The sequence below is a fragment of the Shewanella sp. AC91-MNA-CIBAN-0169 genome (assembly GCF_040310165.1).
GTDB lineage: Bacteria > Pseudomonadota > Gammaproteobacteria > Enterobacterales > Shewanellaceae > Shewanella.
Genome location: NZ_JBEOPM010000018.1, coordinates 28,013 through 42,901, shown reverse-complemented (window position 1 = coordinate 42,901; position 14,889 = coordinate 28,013). Strand labels below are relative to the sequence as shown.

Annotated in this window: 13 protein-coding genes and 1 pseudogene; 2 read left to right on the top strand and 12 right to left on the bottom strand. The window is 42.3% G+C overall.

The genetic code is table 11. From position 1 onward, the window contains the following. Positions 1–191 precede the first annotated feature (191 nt). The 10 genes from AAEY98_RS15400 to yceD all read right to left on the bottom strand — a co-directional run bounded on the left by AAEY98_RS15400 (position 192) and on the right by yceD (position 7,958). Positions 192–1,067, bottom strand: a complete 876-nt coding sequence (locus AAEY98_RS15400) for an NAD(P)-dependent oxidoreductase (RefSeq protein ID WP_101086815.1) — start codon at positions 1,065–1,067, stop codon at positions 192–194. 13 nt (positions 1,068–1,080) lie between these two features. Next, entirely contained in the window at positions 1,081–1,569 is a 489-nt protein-coding gene (locus AAEY98_RS15395; protein WP_011636973.1) for an acyl-CoA thioesterase, read from the bottom strand. A 149-nt stretch (positions 1,570–1,718) separates the two neighbouring features. Continuing rightward, on the bottom strand, positions 1,719–2,957 hold the full coding sequence (fabF, locus tag AAEY98_RS15390; protein ID WP_162023380.1) for a beta-ketoacyl-ACP synthase II: 1,239 nt from the start codon (positions 2,955–2,957) through the stop codon (positions 1,719–1,721). 162 nt (positions 2,958–3,119) lie between these two features. Beyond that, positions 3,120–3,353, bottom strand: coding sequence for an acyl carrier protein (gene acpP, locus AAEY98_RS15385; protein WP_011496723.1), 234 nt, complete (start codon positions 3,351–3,353; stop codon positions 3,120–3,122). Between the two features lie 163 nt (positions 3,354–3,516). Next, positions 3,517–4,263, bottom strand: a complete 747-nt coding sequence (gene fabG, locus AAEY98_RS15380; RefSeq protein WP_011636971.1) for a 3-oxoacyl-ACP reductase FabG — start codon at positions 4,261–4,263, stop codon at positions 3,517–3,519. A gap of 10 nt (positions 4,264–4,273) precedes the next feature. Further along, positions 4,274–5,200, bottom strand: a complete 927-nt coding sequence (fabD, locus tag AAEY98_RS15375; protein WP_162023381.1) for an ACP S-malonyltransferase — start codon at positions 5,198–5,200, stop codon at positions 4,274–4,276. A 32-nt stretch (positions 5,201–5,232) separates the two neighbouring features. Next, on the bottom strand, positions 5,233–6,192 hold the full coding sequence (locus AAEY98_RS15370) for a beta-ketoacyl-ACP synthase III (RefSeq protein ID WP_011636969.1): 960 nt from the start codon (positions 6,190–6,192) through the stop codon (positions 5,233–5,235). 8 nt (positions 6,193–6,200) lie between these two features. Continuing rightward, positions 6,201–7,229, bottom strand: coding sequence for a phosphate acyltransferase PlsX (plsX, locus tag AAEY98_RS15365; RefSeq protein ID WP_101086811.1), 1,029 nt, complete (start codon positions 7,227–7,229; stop codon positions 6,201–6,203). 15 nt (positions 7,230–7,244) lie between these two features. Then, positions 7,245–7,415, bottom strand: a complete 171-nt coding sequence (rpmF, locus tag AAEY98_RS15360; RefSeq protein WP_011636967.1) for a 50S ribosomal protein L32 — start codon at positions 7,413–7,415, stop codon at positions 7,245–7,247. Positions 7,416–7,433: 18 nt separating this feature from the next. Beyond that, on the bottom strand, positions 7,434–7,958 hold the full coding sequence (gene yceD, locus AAEY98_RS15355) for a 23S rRNA accumulation protein YceD (protein WP_101086810.1): 525 nt from the start codon (positions 7,956–7,958) through the stop codon (positions 7,434–7,436). 248 nt (positions 7,959–8,206) lie between these two features. Between yceD and AAEY98_RS15350 the strand changes: the two genes are divergently transcribed. Then, positions 8,207–8,833 (top strand): Maf family protein, encoded by a 627-nt coding sequence (locus tag AAEY98_RS15350; RefSeq protein ID WP_162023382.1) that lies wholly within the window; start codon positions 8,207–8,209, stop codon positions 8,831–8,833. Between the two features lie 206 nt (positions 8,834–9,039). Here AAEY98_RS15350 and AAEY98_RS15345 read toward each other — a convergent pair whose 3' ends face one another. Then, positions 9,040–9,693 (bottom strand): HAD-IIIA family hydrolase, encoded by a 654-nt coding sequence (locus tag AAEY98_RS15345; RefSeq protein ID WP_351017989.1) that lies wholly within the window; start codon positions 9,691–9,693, stop codon positions 9,040–9,042. Between the two features lie 31 nt (positions 9,694–9,724). Further along, positions 9,725–10,681 carry a 23S rRNA pseudouridine(955/2504/2580) synthase RluC gene (gene rluC / locus AAEY98_RS15340; protein ID WP_351010563.1) on the bottom strand — a complete coding sequence of 319 codons (957 nt, stop codon included), beginning with the start codon at positions 10,679–10,681 and terminating at the stop codon, positions 9,725–9,727. A 626-nt stretch (positions 10,682–11,307) separates the two neighbouring features. Between rluC and rne the strand changes: the two are divergent. Continuing rightward, positions 11,308–14,675, top strand: a pseudogene (gene rne / locus AAEY98_RS15335) (ribonuclease E). Positions 14,676–14,889 lie beyond the last annotated feature (214 nt).

Sequence of the window (14,889 nt, the reverse complement as noted above, 5' to 3'; positions counted from 1 at the left end):
GCGATAATTAGATGAAGATGTGCGCTATATCATGTAACTCGATGGTTTTTAGTCAATAAATCAACTTAAGATCAAAAAGCAGCTAATAAAGCAAAGGCTAATGTTTGTGGATTTGTAGCCAATAAAAAAGCCCCAATCTATATTGGGGCTACATTCTCGCAATAATATGTTACAACCAATATGTGATGATATTAACTGCGCGACTTTTCTAAGCGGGCAAGTAAGCTAGAGGTATCCCAGCGATTACCTTTCATTGCTTGAACTTCTGAATAAAACTGATCAACTAATGCGGCCACCGGTAAATGGCTACCATTACGACGAGCTTCGTCTAATGCAATACCCAAATCTTTGCGCATCCAATCGATAGCAAACCCGAAATCATATTGACCTTGCCACATAGTTTGATAGCGATTTTCCATCTGCCAGCTTTGTGCCGCACCTTTGCTGATCACTTCAATCACTTTTAAGCCATCTAAGCCCGCACTCTTAGCAAAATGAAGTCCCTCAGCTAGACCTTGCACTACACCAGCAATACAAATTTGATTAACCATTTTAGTCAACTGCCCAGAACCAACTGGCCCTAACAGTTCAGCGCAGCGGCTGTATGCCGCAATAACAGGTTTAACGGTATCAAAATGAGTCTGTTCGCCACCCATCATCACGGTTAACGCACCATTTTCTGCTCCAGCTTGACCACCAGATACAGGCGCATCTAAAAAGGCAATCTGAAGTGGCTCTATGTGCGCAGCAATTTCACGCGCGACATCAGCAGAAGCCGTAGTATGGTCAACCAAAATAGCACCTGCATGCATACCATGAACAACACCTTGCTCACCTAGTACGACCTGACGTAAGTCATCATCATTACCCACACAGGTAAAAACAATGTCTTGGCCTTTGGCGGCATCTTTTGGTGTATCGGCCTTCTTACCACCATATTGTTCAACCCACTGAGCCGCTTTAGCCCCTGTACGGTTATACACAGTAACGTCATGACCCTGTTTAACCAAATGTCCCGCCATCGGGAACCCCATAACGCCTAAACCAATAAATGCTACCTTGGCCATGATTTCCCCTTATTTATTCAACTGAAGGTTTAACGTGAGCTTCCATTTCGGCACCGATACGCTTACGCATATCCATTAGTCTCAATGCACTATCACGTAAGCGAACATCATCGGCAGTAGCTGGTATCCACTCAGGAACCGATGTGGGATGACCTTCATCATCAACGGCTACCATGATAACGATACAGTGTGTCGTCAGATGACGTTCAGACTCTTTAGGATCGCCCGCCTTTACATCAATCGCAATATGCATAGACGTTGTACCGGTATAAATAACTTTACCAGTCACTTCAACAATATTACCCACATGGATAGGCTTAACAAATCGAATGCCGCCAGCATACACAGTAATACAATATTTACCGCTCCAGCCTGCTGCTGCTGCATAAGCGGCTAAATCGATCCATTTCATTACTGCACCGCCGTGAACCTTACCGCCAAAATTGACGTCTGCAGGTTCGGCCAAAAAACGTAATGTAAGTTGTCTATCTTTACCGGCCATAATAGATCCTATTAGATATATGTCATTACTTGTCAGTCTACGCTAAATCATCATTTAGCGGGAATTGATAAATACTAATGTGACAAAAAAACAAACCAAATAAATAAAAAAGGGAAGATTTTCATCTTCCCTTATTGGCATTAACTCGATTAAATTCTCTTAAACAGTAACGAACCGTTCGTGCCACCAAAACCAAATGAATTACATAAGGCATAGTCAAACTGATGACGACGTGAAGTGTGGGCAACAAAATCTAAATCGCAACCTTCGTCTGGGTTATCTAAGTTGATTGTTGGCGGTACGTGCTGATCACGCAGTGCAAGCAAAGTAATAATGGCTTCAACAGCGCCAGCTGCGCCCAACAAATGTCCAGTCATTGATTTAGTTGAACTTACAAGTACCTCGTAGGCATGTGGTCCAAACACCGATTTAACTGCTGCAGCTTCTGCTTTATCACCCGCATGAGTTGAGGTGCCATGTGCATTGATGTAACCCACAAGCTCTTTGTCAATTTGGGCATCATTAATGGCGTTAACCATTGCCGCTGCGGCACCAGCACCATCACTTGGAGGTGATGTCATGTGAAATGCATCGCCGCTCATACCAAAACCAACTAACTCACCGTAAATTTTAGCACCACGAGCTTTAGCTCGTTCATACTCTTCCATCACAATAACACCGGCGCCATCGCCAATAACAAAGCCATCACGGTCTTTGTCCCAAGGGCGACTTGCTGCTGTTGGATTGTCATTACGAGTCGATAATGCTTTAGCAGCACTAAAACCTGCAACGCCTAATGGGCTAGTAACATCTTCTGCGCCACCAGCCACCATCACATCAGCATCACCGTAAGCAATGGTACGTGCTGCAAAACCAATATTGTGTACACCCGTTGTACAGGCTGTAGTCACAGCAAAATTAGGACCTGTCATGCCATACATAATCGACAAGTTTCCGGCTATCATATTGATAATGGTGCTTGGCACAAAAAATGGCGACACTTTACGTGGTCCACCATTTAATAATGCAGAATGGCCTTGTTCAATTAACCACATACCACCCATACCAGAACCAATAGCAGTACCTATACGAGCTGGATTTTCTTGGCTCATATCTAAGCCTGAATCTTTTACTGCTTGAATACCCGCAGCCATGCCGTATTGGATAAATAAATCCATTTTACGAGCATCTTTTTTGGTTAGGTATTGTTCGACGTCAAAATCTTTCACAGAGCCACTGAAACGAGTACCAAATTCACTAGAATCAAACTTTGTGATTGGAGCTATACCACTCTTACCAGCCAATAAGGCATTCCAAGTAGACTCGACATCATTACCCACAGGAGTCACAAGACCAAGACCTGTGATGACGACACGACGTTTAGACATGATATTCACCTTTAAATAAAATCTGCCACGATGCCATTATTGCGATTTAGCTAAAGAAGTATAAGGAGGGATGTTCTAATGCAATTAAATGGAACGAGCGTTTACAAATGCTTTAAACAAAAACAGGCGGCATAAATGCCGCCTGTTTTTGTGAATTCTTGATTACTGATTCTTAGAAACGTAATCGATCGCTGCTTGAACAGTAGTGATCTTTTCAGCTTCTTCGTCAGGGATCTCGGTATCAAACTCTTCTTCTAGAGCCATAACCAATTCAACAGTGTCTAGAGAATCAGCGCCTAAATCGTCTACAAAAGAAGCAGCTGATTTAACGTCTTCTTCTTTAACGCCAAGTTGTTCGATGATGATTTTCTTTACACGTTCTTCGATGTTGCTCATTAGTTTTCTTTCCTATTCAAATTACGCACTTGCGTAAGATTGCGAGTAGTTTATTCGAATTAGATAACAATGCAAGCTTAGATTTTGTGGTCTAACCACAAAAATTAACATTGAATTGTCACTAACACTGACTCAAATGAAGGTAGTTACCTACCTATCGCCCTTAAACCATGTACATACCGCCATTCACATGCAATGTTTCGCCTGTGATGTAAGCGGCTGAATCCGAGGCCAAAAACAATACTGCATTGGCAATTTCTTGTGCTTGCCCTAATCGTTCCATCGGAACTTGCGACATAATAGCTTGTTGCTGCTCAACTGTCAGCTCATCTGTCATGTCTGTCTGAATAAATCCAGGTGCAATAGCATTCACTGTTATTTGACGAGATGCAACCTCTCTTGCAAGAGATTTTGTAAATCCGATCAAACCAGCTTTAGCTGCCGAGTAATTTACTTGGCCAGCGTTGCCCATTGTACCTACTACAGAACCGATACTGATAATACGTCCGAAACGTTTTTTCATCATAGATCGCATTACTGGTTTAGACAATTTAAATAATGAAGTCAAATTAGTGTCAATAATATCTTGCCACTCATCATCTTTCATCCGCATTAATAAATTATCACGGGTAATACCCGCATTGTTGATAAGAATATCAACTTCACCTGCTTTTTCTTTGATCTGGCTATATAAATCAGCAACAGATTGAGAGTCAGTGACATTTAACACCATCCCAAAGCCTTTGTCACCTAGGTATGCTTGAATCGCCGCTGCACCTTTTTCACTGGTTGCCGTACCGATAACCATCGCGCCAGCTTGTACCAATGATTCAGCAATTGCACGCCCAATACCGCGACTAGCGCCTGTCACTAAAGCAACTTTACCGTCTAAATTAATGCTAAAGCTCATATCAACTCCTTTATTCGACTAATGCTGCAAATGAAGCAACATCATTGACCGCTTGAGCGGATATCGATTTATTAATTCTTTTTGTTAAACCGGTTAATACTTTACCCGGTCCACACTCTATTAATTTTGTAACACCTTGTGTCGCCATAAATTCAACAGACTCGCTCCAACGCACTGGGCAATATAACTGACGCACTAATGCATCTTTAATTGCCTGTGAATCTGTCGGCATGGCCACATCAACATTGTTGACGACATTAATGGTAGGCTCTGAGAATGTCACTTCAATTAACGCTTTAGCGAGTTCATCAGCGGCTGGCTTCATTAGTGCACAATGTGACGGTACACTCACAGGTAATGCTACTGTCATTTTTGCCCCTGCAGCTTTACATGCAGCTGCAGCGCGTTCAACAGCCGCTTTCTCACCGGCTATCACAACTTGACCTGGGCTATTGTAGTTAACAGGGCTTACCACGCTACCTTCAGCAGACTCTGCGCATGCTTTAGCAATAGCAGCATCATCAAGACCAATAATGGCAAACATGGCACCAGAACCTGCTGGCACAGCTTGTTGCATTAACTTTCCGCGTAGTTCAACTAATTTAACTGCATCAATAAATTCAATCACACCTGCGCAAACTAAAGCAGAATACTCTCCAAGGCTGTGACCTGCTAATAAAGAAGGCATGGGCTTGTTAGATGCTTGATATGCACGCCAAATAGCTACGCTTGCCGTAAGCAATGCAGGCTGAGTTTTATCTGTTTCATTCAAGGTCTCAGCTGGACCATTGGCAACAAGATCCCATAAATCATAACCTAACGCTTCACTCGCTTCAGCAAAGGTTTTTTCGATAACATCGTTAGATTGAGCTAATTCAGCTAACATTCCTACAGCCTGTGAACCTTGGCCAGGAAATACAAAAGCAACATTTTCCATAAACGCTTACCTGTATAAAATTAATTTGAAAATTAAAAACGAACTAAAGCACTGCCCCAAGCAAAACCACCGCCAAATGCTTCGAGTAGTAATAAATGTCCACGCTGAATTCGACCATCACGCACCGCTTCATCTAATGCGATAGGCACCGATGCGGCAGAAGTATTACCGTGTCTCGCTAAAGTCAGCACGACTTTATCTAGACTCATGTGCAACTTTTTAGCCGTGGCATTAATAATGCGGAAATTAGCTTGATGTGGCACTAGCCAGTCAATTTCTGATTTATCGACATTATTAAGACGTAAGGTTTCGGTGACCACATTAGACAACTGCGTAACCGCAACTTTAAACACATCGTTGCCTTTCATCGTCATAAAACCAACGGCTTCAGAACTTTCATTAGCACGAGGAGGGAAAGAGCATTTTAATAAATCCCCTTGGCTGCCATCAGCATAGATATGCGTCGCAATGATACCGGGAGTATCACTAACACCAATAATCGCGGCGCCGGCACCATCGCCAAATAAAATGACGGTAGAGCGATCAGCAGGATCGCACATCCGTGACAATACGTCAGAACCTATAACCAGTACTTTTTTAGCAGAACCCGTTTTTACGAATTGATCCGCAACCGATAGTGCATAAATAAATCCAGAACACGCGGCAGCAATATCAAAGGCAGGGATATTTTTGACGCCTAATAAGGCTTGAATTTCGCATGCAGCTGCAGGAAATGCGTTTGATGCACTGGTGGTTCCACAAACAATCATATCAAGATCGCTTGCTTCGATCCCTGCCATTTCAAGCGCTTTTAGTGCCGCTTGATAACCCATTGTTGAAACCGATTCATCTGATGCAGCAATGCGCCGTTCAGAAATACCGGTTCGGTCAACAATCCATTGGTCACTGGTTTCAACCATTTTTTCGAGATCTTGATTGCTACGAACTTGCACAGGTAGATAGCTACCTGTTCCGAGAATTTTTGTGTGCATATATGAGATCAGCTATTGATGTCTAAAAGAATCGACTCCAAACGATCTTTAATCATTTCAGGAAGACGACGTTTTGCTTCTGTTGCTGCTAAATTTAATGCTTGTAAAAATGCAGCTTCATCCGCGTTACCATGACTCTTTACTACTATTCCGCGCAATCCTATCAGACTTGCACCGTTATAGTGGTCGGGGTTCATCTTACTGAGTACTGCTTGTATGCGTGGAGCGATGAGTTTGGAGAGTAAACGAACAAAAAAACCGTCATTTAAGCCGCGTTTTAATTGATGTACTAACAGTTTTGCGATGCCTTCAGATGTCTTTAAGGTGATATTACCGACAAAGCCATCACAAACAATGACATCCACATTACCAGTGTAAATTTCATCGCCTTCAACAAAGCCGATATAATTAACTTGTTCGGTGTGTTGTAAAATTTGTCCGGCCTGTTGAACCTGGTCGTTCCCCTTAATGGCTTCAATACCGACATTAAGCAAAGCGACTTTGGGACGGGATTTCTTATGGACAGCTTCACATAAGACAGACCCCATAATAGCAAACTGGAATAAGGTCTCGGAATCACAAGATACATTAGCCCCTAAATCCAGCAGATAAACGGGCTTGCCAGTCATTGCAGGTAAACAAGAAACCAGTGCGGGTCTATCAATACCCGGTAATGTTTTTAATAGCACCTTAGCCATCGCCATCAACGCACCAGTATTACCAGCGCTAACGCAGGCCTCGGCTTTTCCGTCACGTACCAGTTCAAGCGCTATTCTCATAGAACTGTTTTTACGTGAACGCAAAGCATGAATGGGCCTATCGCACATTGTCACGACTTCAGTAGTGTGGATTATTTCAATTCTGGATAAATCAGCTGAGTGAGCTTGGGGAAGGTATTTTTCTATTTCGGTTTTATTACCAACCAAAATAATATTTAAAGAGGTATGAAATTTCAGTGCCTGCATCGCTGCAGGCACTGTCACGTGGGGGCCGTGATCGCCCCCCATCGCATCTAACGCAAGCGTCAGATTTGTCATCAGATAATCAACAAATTACTTGTTGATAACCTTTTTACCGCGGTAAAAACCATCAGCAGTCACGTTGTGACGTAGATGTAATTCACCGCTAGTTGCGTCTACTGATAATTGAGCAGTGCTCAATGAATCATGTGAACGACGCATGCCGCGCTTTGAACGTGATTTTTTATTCTGTTGTACAGCCATTGGACCTGTCTCCTACGATTACTTGCTCTTCAGTTTTTCTAACACTGCAAACGGATTTGGACGCTCCTCATGAGCGGGTTCGATCTCGCCTACAACTATATCTTTCGATCCAGACTTACAACTATTATCATCGTGCATCGGGATGATAGGCATAGCGACTATCAATTCATCTTCAATCAATTGATGCAGACGTACTTCACCAATCTCATTACACTCAATTGGATCATACGCATCCGGGAGCTCATCGATTTCTGCCTCAGTCTTACAAGGACTAAAACAAAAGTCGACCGTAACCTCAGTAGTAAATTGTGTCATGCAACGTTGACATAGCAGAGTGAGCTCCGTCACAGCCTTCCCGCGAAGGTAGACTATCCCCTGTAAATCGACGCCACATTCCAACGACACAACTACGTCGGAACAGTCGCCGGCACATAACTCGCTTAATCGCTTAAGTTGCTTACCTAAAATGGTACCTTCATATCGAAGGCCGCTAGAGGCAGCGCGTATAGGATCAATTGAAACCGGTATCTTTACTGTTTGCATAAGGCGCGCATATTATAGTTTGAAAACGCTGGAGTCAAAGAAAATTTCCGTAAAAATACGGTAACCTCACCTAACAAGGAACTTTAGGTACTCTTTAAATCCGGCATTGAATTTGAAAGTTGGTAAATTTTACCGAACCCAACCCCATCACACAAGCATTACTCGAGAAAAATGATCCATTTGCATAGATGAATACAGTAAACTGACTAATATTCTGTTATTAGCCAATAAATAATGAAACAAAACCAATGAAATTCAATCTTGTACTTGCGTCAACCTCACCTTTTCGTCAACAACTATTGCAAAAATTAATGCTGCCTTTTAGTTGTGTTAACCCAGATATTGATGAAACCCCATTAAAAGATGAGACAGCATTAGCATTGGTTAAGCGCTTAGCCGAGCAAAAAGCATTAGCAGGCGCGAACTTAATTGATCAAACATCTGTGCCGCAATTAATTATTGGTTCCGATCAAGTCGCGCTGATTAACGGTCAAATTATCGGTAAGCCTTATACTGTAGACAATGCGATAGCTCAATTAAGCTCAGCATCTGGTCAAGCAATTACTTTTTATACAGGTCTTGCTGTATTCAATAGTGCCAATCAACAAATGATATCTTGTGTTGAACCGTTTACGGTTCATTTTAAACACTTATCTGCTGCGCAAATTCGCTATTACGTCGATGCAGAGCAGCCACTATATTGCGCGGGGAGTTTTAAATGCGAAGGGTTAGGCATTGCCTTATTTAGCCGTTTAGAAGGTGACGACCCAAATAGCTTAATTGGACTACCATTAATTAAGCTGATTGATTTACTCTCACAACACGGTGTAGATGTTCTTAGTACAGCAGCAGAATGCTCAATCAACGAATACTAATATCGAATACTAATATCGAATATAAGGTCGATACCGAATCTAAAAAGGTGCATTGATGAAGGTAATGGTGTTTGCGCTTGATGTGGGAACGATAACAGGTGTAACACCGAGATAAGCTAAGCAACATATAAAGCGTATGCTATGCAGCATCGAACACTTATATTCGACGCTGCATTACACATCTGGCAATACATCACCCACAATAATTAAACATAGTCATGTATCGCCGATGGTTGGTCGACAATCGCGCGTGGATTTAACGTTTTCAATCTAGCTTCATTATGTGCGCCGTAACTCACACCGATACTCGCCATGCCAGCATTATTGGCCATGGTTAAATCATGAATCGAATCACCAATCATGACGGCTCTATCGGCAGCAACATCAAAATGTCTCAATAATGAATGCAGCATCTCAGGATCTGGCTTGCTCTTAGCGTCATCAGCGCAACGCGTCGCATGAAAATACTGTCCTAAGCCTGTTAATGCTAATACCTTGTCTAGACCATCTCGTCCTTTACCCGTCGCCACAGCTAATTGATAACCAGCAGCATGTAGATTAATAATGAGCGACTCTACCCCCTCAAACAGAGGTGTAGGCTGCTCATTGGCAAAATGATGACGTCGATAACAATCAATAATCTGTTGATGGTTTTGGTGACCAGCAAATAAAATCGGCATGATTTTAGGTAAAGATAAGCCTATGACATCTCTAATTTGTTGCTCAGAGGGTATAGGTAAAATTAATTCTTGTGCTACATCTTGCATACAAGACACTATTTTACCTACGGTATCCATTAGCGTGCCATCCCAATCGAAAATGACTAGTTCATAAGCTTTATCTTTAATGTTCAATATCATGCCCTACTTCATTTGCACATATCTGTGGGTGTTATACTCTCTTCAATTTATCAAGAGTGCTCAATAACACTGGATCTAAAGGCGCTTTAACTTGCATGATTTCATCATTTTCTGGATGAGTGAATTTAAGTTCAGCCGCGTGTAAAAACAGACGGTCTAACCCTAAAGCACGCATGCTGTCGTCAAATTGTTGCTCGCTGTATTTATCATCACAAGCAATTGCATGGCCTGCATACTGACAATGTACTCGTATTTGATGGGTTCGCCCTGTAACAGGACTCGCCTTAACTAAAGTACACCCTTGGTAACGCTGCATGATCTTATAACGGGTTTCTGACTCTTTACCCTCTTTGTTAACCCGAACGATTCTCTCGCCCGACTTTAAGGTAATTTTTAATAGCGGTGCTTTAACCACTTTATCACTTGCTTGCCATTCACCACGCACCAACGCTAAATAATCTTTTTGCATGGTTTTACTGCGCAATTGCTCATGTAAATGCTTTAGTGCACTTCGCTTCTTGGCCACAAGCAACACACCCGAGGTATCTTTATCTAATCGATGCACTAGCTCTAAAAACTTTTGCTGTGGTCGCAGTGAGCGTAATCCTTCAATCACACCATAATCGACACCGCTGCCACCATGCACAGCAATACCAGCAGGCTTGTTTAACACGATAAGATGATTATCTTCATGGATAATACGATCTTCAAGCTGTGACACTCTGGATAAATTAGGAGATGGTGCCTTGCGATTGTCTTTTTCGGCAACACGAACAGGCGGTACTCTTACGATGTCACCAATTTGTAATTTGTATTCAGGCTTGATGCGTTTTTTATTTACCCGCACTTCCCCTTTGCGCACAATCCGATAGATCATGCTTTTAGGAACACCTTTTAATTTAGTTAGCAGAAAATTATCGATTCGTTGTTCAAAATGATCTTCGTCGATAGTCACGTATTCAACTTGGGGGGTAGTTTGAGTATTCATGATGCGCCATATAGTGGTAACCCCAATAGTGTACCTTATCTTGCAAATGATTGGCTATTGCCGCATCAGACTTGAAATAAATACATGAAAGAATATAGGCTTTTGATTGCTGAAAATAACGTTTGTTGGTATATTTGCCCACAGGTTGAGAGTAAACAGTGGATAAAGTGTTCACAACTTTGACCAAATGCGAAACACTAGCAGTTAAAAAAATGAACCTAATCGGTAGCAACTCATTGATTTGCAAATTGTATTAATTAAAAAACGACAAAAACCGTTTGTGCAATTAAACCGTAAGTTTTGAATAAAGATTTCAATTTAACTGTAGTAAATCGCCCCAAATTCGAACAACATTTTAGCTTGTTATCAAACAAACCGATTCGACTTGGGCATTAACGGATTAAAATACCATAATTTATGGGGTTGGTTGTTAGTCAACCAATTCCTTGTTTTTGTAAACATTAGAAAATAAGCCATAAATAGGATGCGACACGCAGTGACTGCGTTTTACAGTAATGAGCACCTAATTGCCTGGATCTAGCCGTGAGGTTATACCGATTAATTCAGGCCCGTAATGCAGAAAAATCGTGTTGTTTGATGACCTCATTTAGAAGAATCACGTCATCATGAAACGTATGTTAATTAATGCAACTCAATCAGAAGAGTTGCGCGTAGCCCTAGTTGATGGGCAAGAACTGTATGATTTAGACATTGAAAGTCCAGGTCACGAACAGAAAAAATCAAATATCTATAAAGGTAAAATCACTCGAGTAGAACCGTCACTTGAAGCCGCATTCGTTGATTACGGTGCAGATCGTCATGGTTTTTTACCCCTCAAAGAAATTGGTCGCGAATACTTCCCTAAAGGTTATTCATTCCAAGGCCGCCCAAACATTAAAGAAGTGGTACAAGAAGGCCAAGAAGTCATCGTTCAAATCGATAAAGAAGAACGTGGCAACAAAGGCGCTGCACTAACTACCTTTATTAGTCTTGCAGGCTCTTATTTAGTATTAATGCCAAATAACCCTCGTGCTGGCGGTATTTCTCGTCGCATCGAAGGTGATGAACGTACCGAACTCAAAGAAGCAATGGCTGAGCTAGAAGTACCTAATGGTATGGGCTTGATTGTGCGAACTGCTGGTGTAGGCAAAGAATCAACAGAGCTAAAGTGGGACTTAAAAGTACTACAACATCATTGGGACGCTATTCAAGAAGCTGCTCAAAGTAAAGCCGCACCATTCTTAATTCATCAAGAAAGCAACGTGATTGTTCGCGCTATTCGTGACTACTTACGTCGCGATGTGGGTGAGATCCTTATCGATCACCCACGTATTTTCGAAGAAGCTAAATTGCACATTGGTTTAGTTCGCCCCGATTTTGTAGAACGTGTAAAACTATATGATTCTGAAGTACCGTTGTTTACTCACTTTCAAATTGAGTCTCAAATCGAGTCAGCGTTCCAACGTGAAGTGCGTTTGCCTTCAGGCGGATCAATTGTTATTGACCCGACAGAAGCATTAACGTCGATCGATATCAACTCAGCCCGTGCAACTAAAGGCGGCGATATTGAAGAAACAGCACTCAACACTAACCTTGAAGCTGCGGATGAAATTGCTCGTCAATTACGTCTACGTGACTTAGGCGGTTTAGTGGTTATCGACTTTATCGATATGACACCTGTTCGTCATCAACGTGAAGTAGAAAACCGTTTACGTGATGCAGTACACCATGACCGTGCTCGTGTGCAATTAGGTCGTATTTCTCGCTTTGGTTTAATGGAAATGTCGCGTCAGCGTCTGCGTCCATCGTTAGAAGAATCAGCAGCTCACTTGTGTCCACGTTGTCATGGCCAAGGCACTATTCGCAGTACTGAATCATTAGCGCTATCGATTTTACGTTTAATGGAAGAAGAAGCCATTAAAGAGAACACTACACAAATCGAAGCGATTGTACCGGTTGATGTTGCTGCGTTCTTATTAAACGAGAAACGTAAAGCAATTCGTATTACCGAAGAACGTCACGAAGTTGAAGTTTACATCATCCCAGATGCACACATGCAAACACCTGATTACCGCGTTGTACGTCGTAAGAGTGATGATGAAGTCAGTGAATCTAGCTATAAACGAGTAGAACAACCCGTCGCCAAATTGTATGAGCGCCTCGTAAGCTTGAGCGTGCAGCGTCTCCTGAACCTGCATTAAAAGGCTTTACTGCTCCACAAAAAGCAGCTGAAGATACAGTAAAAGCAATACCTGCAAATGTCGCTCCGGTGGCAACGTCTAATCAGCCAGGATTCTTCACTCGAATGATCTCAGCAATTAGCGCCTTATTTTCAGGTAATGAAGCTGAGGCTAAAGATACCAAAGCAGCTGAACCAACAAAAGAAACGGCTCAAACTAACACCCGTCGTAATACCCGTCGTAATGACACTCGTAACGACAGCACTAACCGTAATGACAAACGCAATGATAGTCGTCGTCAGCGAAATGACAGCGATAAATCAAAAGACAGCACAGAAGCTCGTCCTCAGAATAAGCGTAATGAACGTAATAGCAGAAATACGGTTCAAGATGACAACGCCAAAAACAAACCGAGAACTGAGAAAGTTGACAAGCCATTGCCTGTCAATGAAACCAAAGCAACAGAGGTTAAAGTAACAGAGCCTAAAGTTGCTACGGAAAAATCTCCAAAACAAGAAGCTGCTCGTGAGCGTCGCCAGCGTCGTAATTTACGTCGTAAAGTGCGTATTGAAAGCGAACAGAGTGAAACATTACCAACAACCGATGTTAATGATAATAAATCAACTGAGCAATCAGTTGAGGTAATGACATCAGAACCTAAAGCGGTAGAGTCAAAAGTAGCTGAAGAAAAAACATCAGAAACTAGAGCGCCACGCAGTCGTCGTCAACCTCGTAAAGAGAAGACTGAACAAACGGTTGAAGCACCAACAGAAAATGGTACAGACCAAGTAACTGATCCAGTAGCTGAAGTAACAAATGTTACCATTACTGCACCCGTTGAAGCTGACACCACTAATATCGTTGAAGTAAAAACAGACGCAACTCAAGCAGATGTTAATACTGTCACTGAAACGGTAGTTGCTAACGCTGACGTTGTAACTGAAACGGATGAGTCAAGCTCGAGCGCTGACGATGCTACATCAGACAGCGAAGCTGAAGGCCGTGAAGGTCAACGTCGTAGCCGTCGTAGCCCTCGCCACTTACGTGCAGCAGGTCAACGCCGTCGTCGTGATGATGAAACGGGCTCTACTCAACCAGCCGTTTTCACACCTAATGATGAGCTAGAAAAGCAATTAGACGCTGAACAAGCTAGAGCTCAAGCGAAGACTCCAGATATTGAAGGTGAAGCAATTGCTGAAGTCGTTAATACACCTGTTGAACCCGTTACTAAGCCAGTTGAAGCCGTAGAGACAGAAGCTAACAAAGCTGATGCTGTAGCGGTTAATGTTGAAACAACTGAAACGCCAGTAGAAATAAAGGTGGCACCTCAAGCAGTAAAAGCACCTGAGGCTCCTGAACTTAAAGCTGAAGTAGAAGTTGCTAAAACAACGGTTGATGTTGAAGCTAAACAAGCACCGGTAGCGACAGTGACTGAAACAACATCTATTGAAACTGAAAAAACCGCAGCGTTAACTAGCAAGCAAGATAAATCGGTTGCGGCCAATTCCTCTGCGCCAATGGCTAAGCCTGCTGCAATTGTGCGCCAAGCTAAACCTGAAGTGGTAAAAGACGTCACGGCGGCAATAGCAGAGACGGTTTCTACTGAAGCAGCGCCATCAACCAAAGCCCCTGTAAAGGTAAGTCGCTTTGGTTCTATGGTGTCATCTGACATGACTAAACCTACAGTCGATGTCCGTGAGCAGAAAGCAGTACCTCAAGGACGTACTTACGAAGCTCAAGCGACTGACAGCAAGGCTCCGAAAGTAGCGAAGAATAACAGTGCATCTGCTGATATGACTCGCCCTGGAGAGTAACCTTAATAAAGGGCTAACTTCGCCCCATTAATAAAAAAGCCATGCTAAGCATGGCTTTTTTATTGGAAATATTAATATAAAACTTAACATTTAGTGTCATTGAATCGATGTCATTATCATTCAACGGTTAATTTTTTGTGTTAAAGCAAACATCCTTTTTATTAACTTACATACAAAACCAGAGGTTAAATGTTCGATCTCATTCGCCATTAAA

Bases quoted from the DNA above. Each gene is read 5' to 3' on its own strand.
- AAEY98_RS15400 (WP_101086815.1), bottom strand. From the start codon at position 1,067: ATGGCCAAGGTAGCATTTATTGGTTTAGGCGTTATGGGGTTCCCGATG.
- yceD (WP_101086810.1), bottom strand. From the start codon at position 7,958: ATGCAAACAGTAAAGATACCGGTTTCAATTGATCCTATACGCGCTGCC.
- rluC (WP_351010563.1), bottom strand. From the start codon at position 10,681: ATGAATACTCAAACTACCCCCCAAGTTGAATACGTGACTATCGACGAA.
- AAEY98_RS15350 (WP_162023382.1), top strand. From the start codon at position 8,207: ATGAAATTCAATCTTGTACTTGCGTCAACCTCACCTTTTCGTCAACAA.
- rpmF (WP_011636967.1), bottom strand. From the start codon at position 7,415: ATGGCTGTACAACAGAATAAAAAATCACGTTCAAAGCGCGGCATGCGT.
- fabF (WP_162023380.1), bottom strand. From the start codon at position 2,957: ATGTCTAAACGTCGTGTCGTCATCACAGGTCTTGGTCTTGTGACTCCT.
- AAEY98_RS15345 (WP_351017989.1), bottom strand. From the start codon at position 9,693: ATGATATTGAACATTAAAGATAAAGCTTATGAACTAGTCATTTTCGAT.
- plsX (WP_101086811.1), bottom strand. From the start codon at position 7,229: ATGACAAATCTGACGCTTGCGTTAGATGCGATGGGGGGCGATCACGGC.
- fabG (WP_011636971.1), bottom strand. From the start codon at position 4,263: ATGAGCTTTAGCATTAATTTAGACGGTAAAGTTGCTTTAGTGACAGGC.
- fabD (WP_162023381.1), bottom strand. From the start codon at position 5,200: ATGGAAAATGTTGCTTTTGTATTTCCTGGCCAAGGTTCACAGGCTGTA.
- acpP (WP_011496723.1), bottom strand. From the start codon at position 3,353: ATGAGCAACATCGAAGAACGTGTAAAGAAAATCATCATCGAACAACTT.
- AAEY98_RS15395 (WP_011636973.1), bottom strand. From the start codon at position 1,569: ATGGCCGGTAAAGATAGACAACTTACATTACGTTTTTTGGCCGAACCT.
- AAEY98_RS15370 (WP_011636969.1), bottom strand. From the start codon at position 6,192: ATGCACACAAAAATTCTCGGAACAGGTAGCTATCTACCTGTGCAAGTT.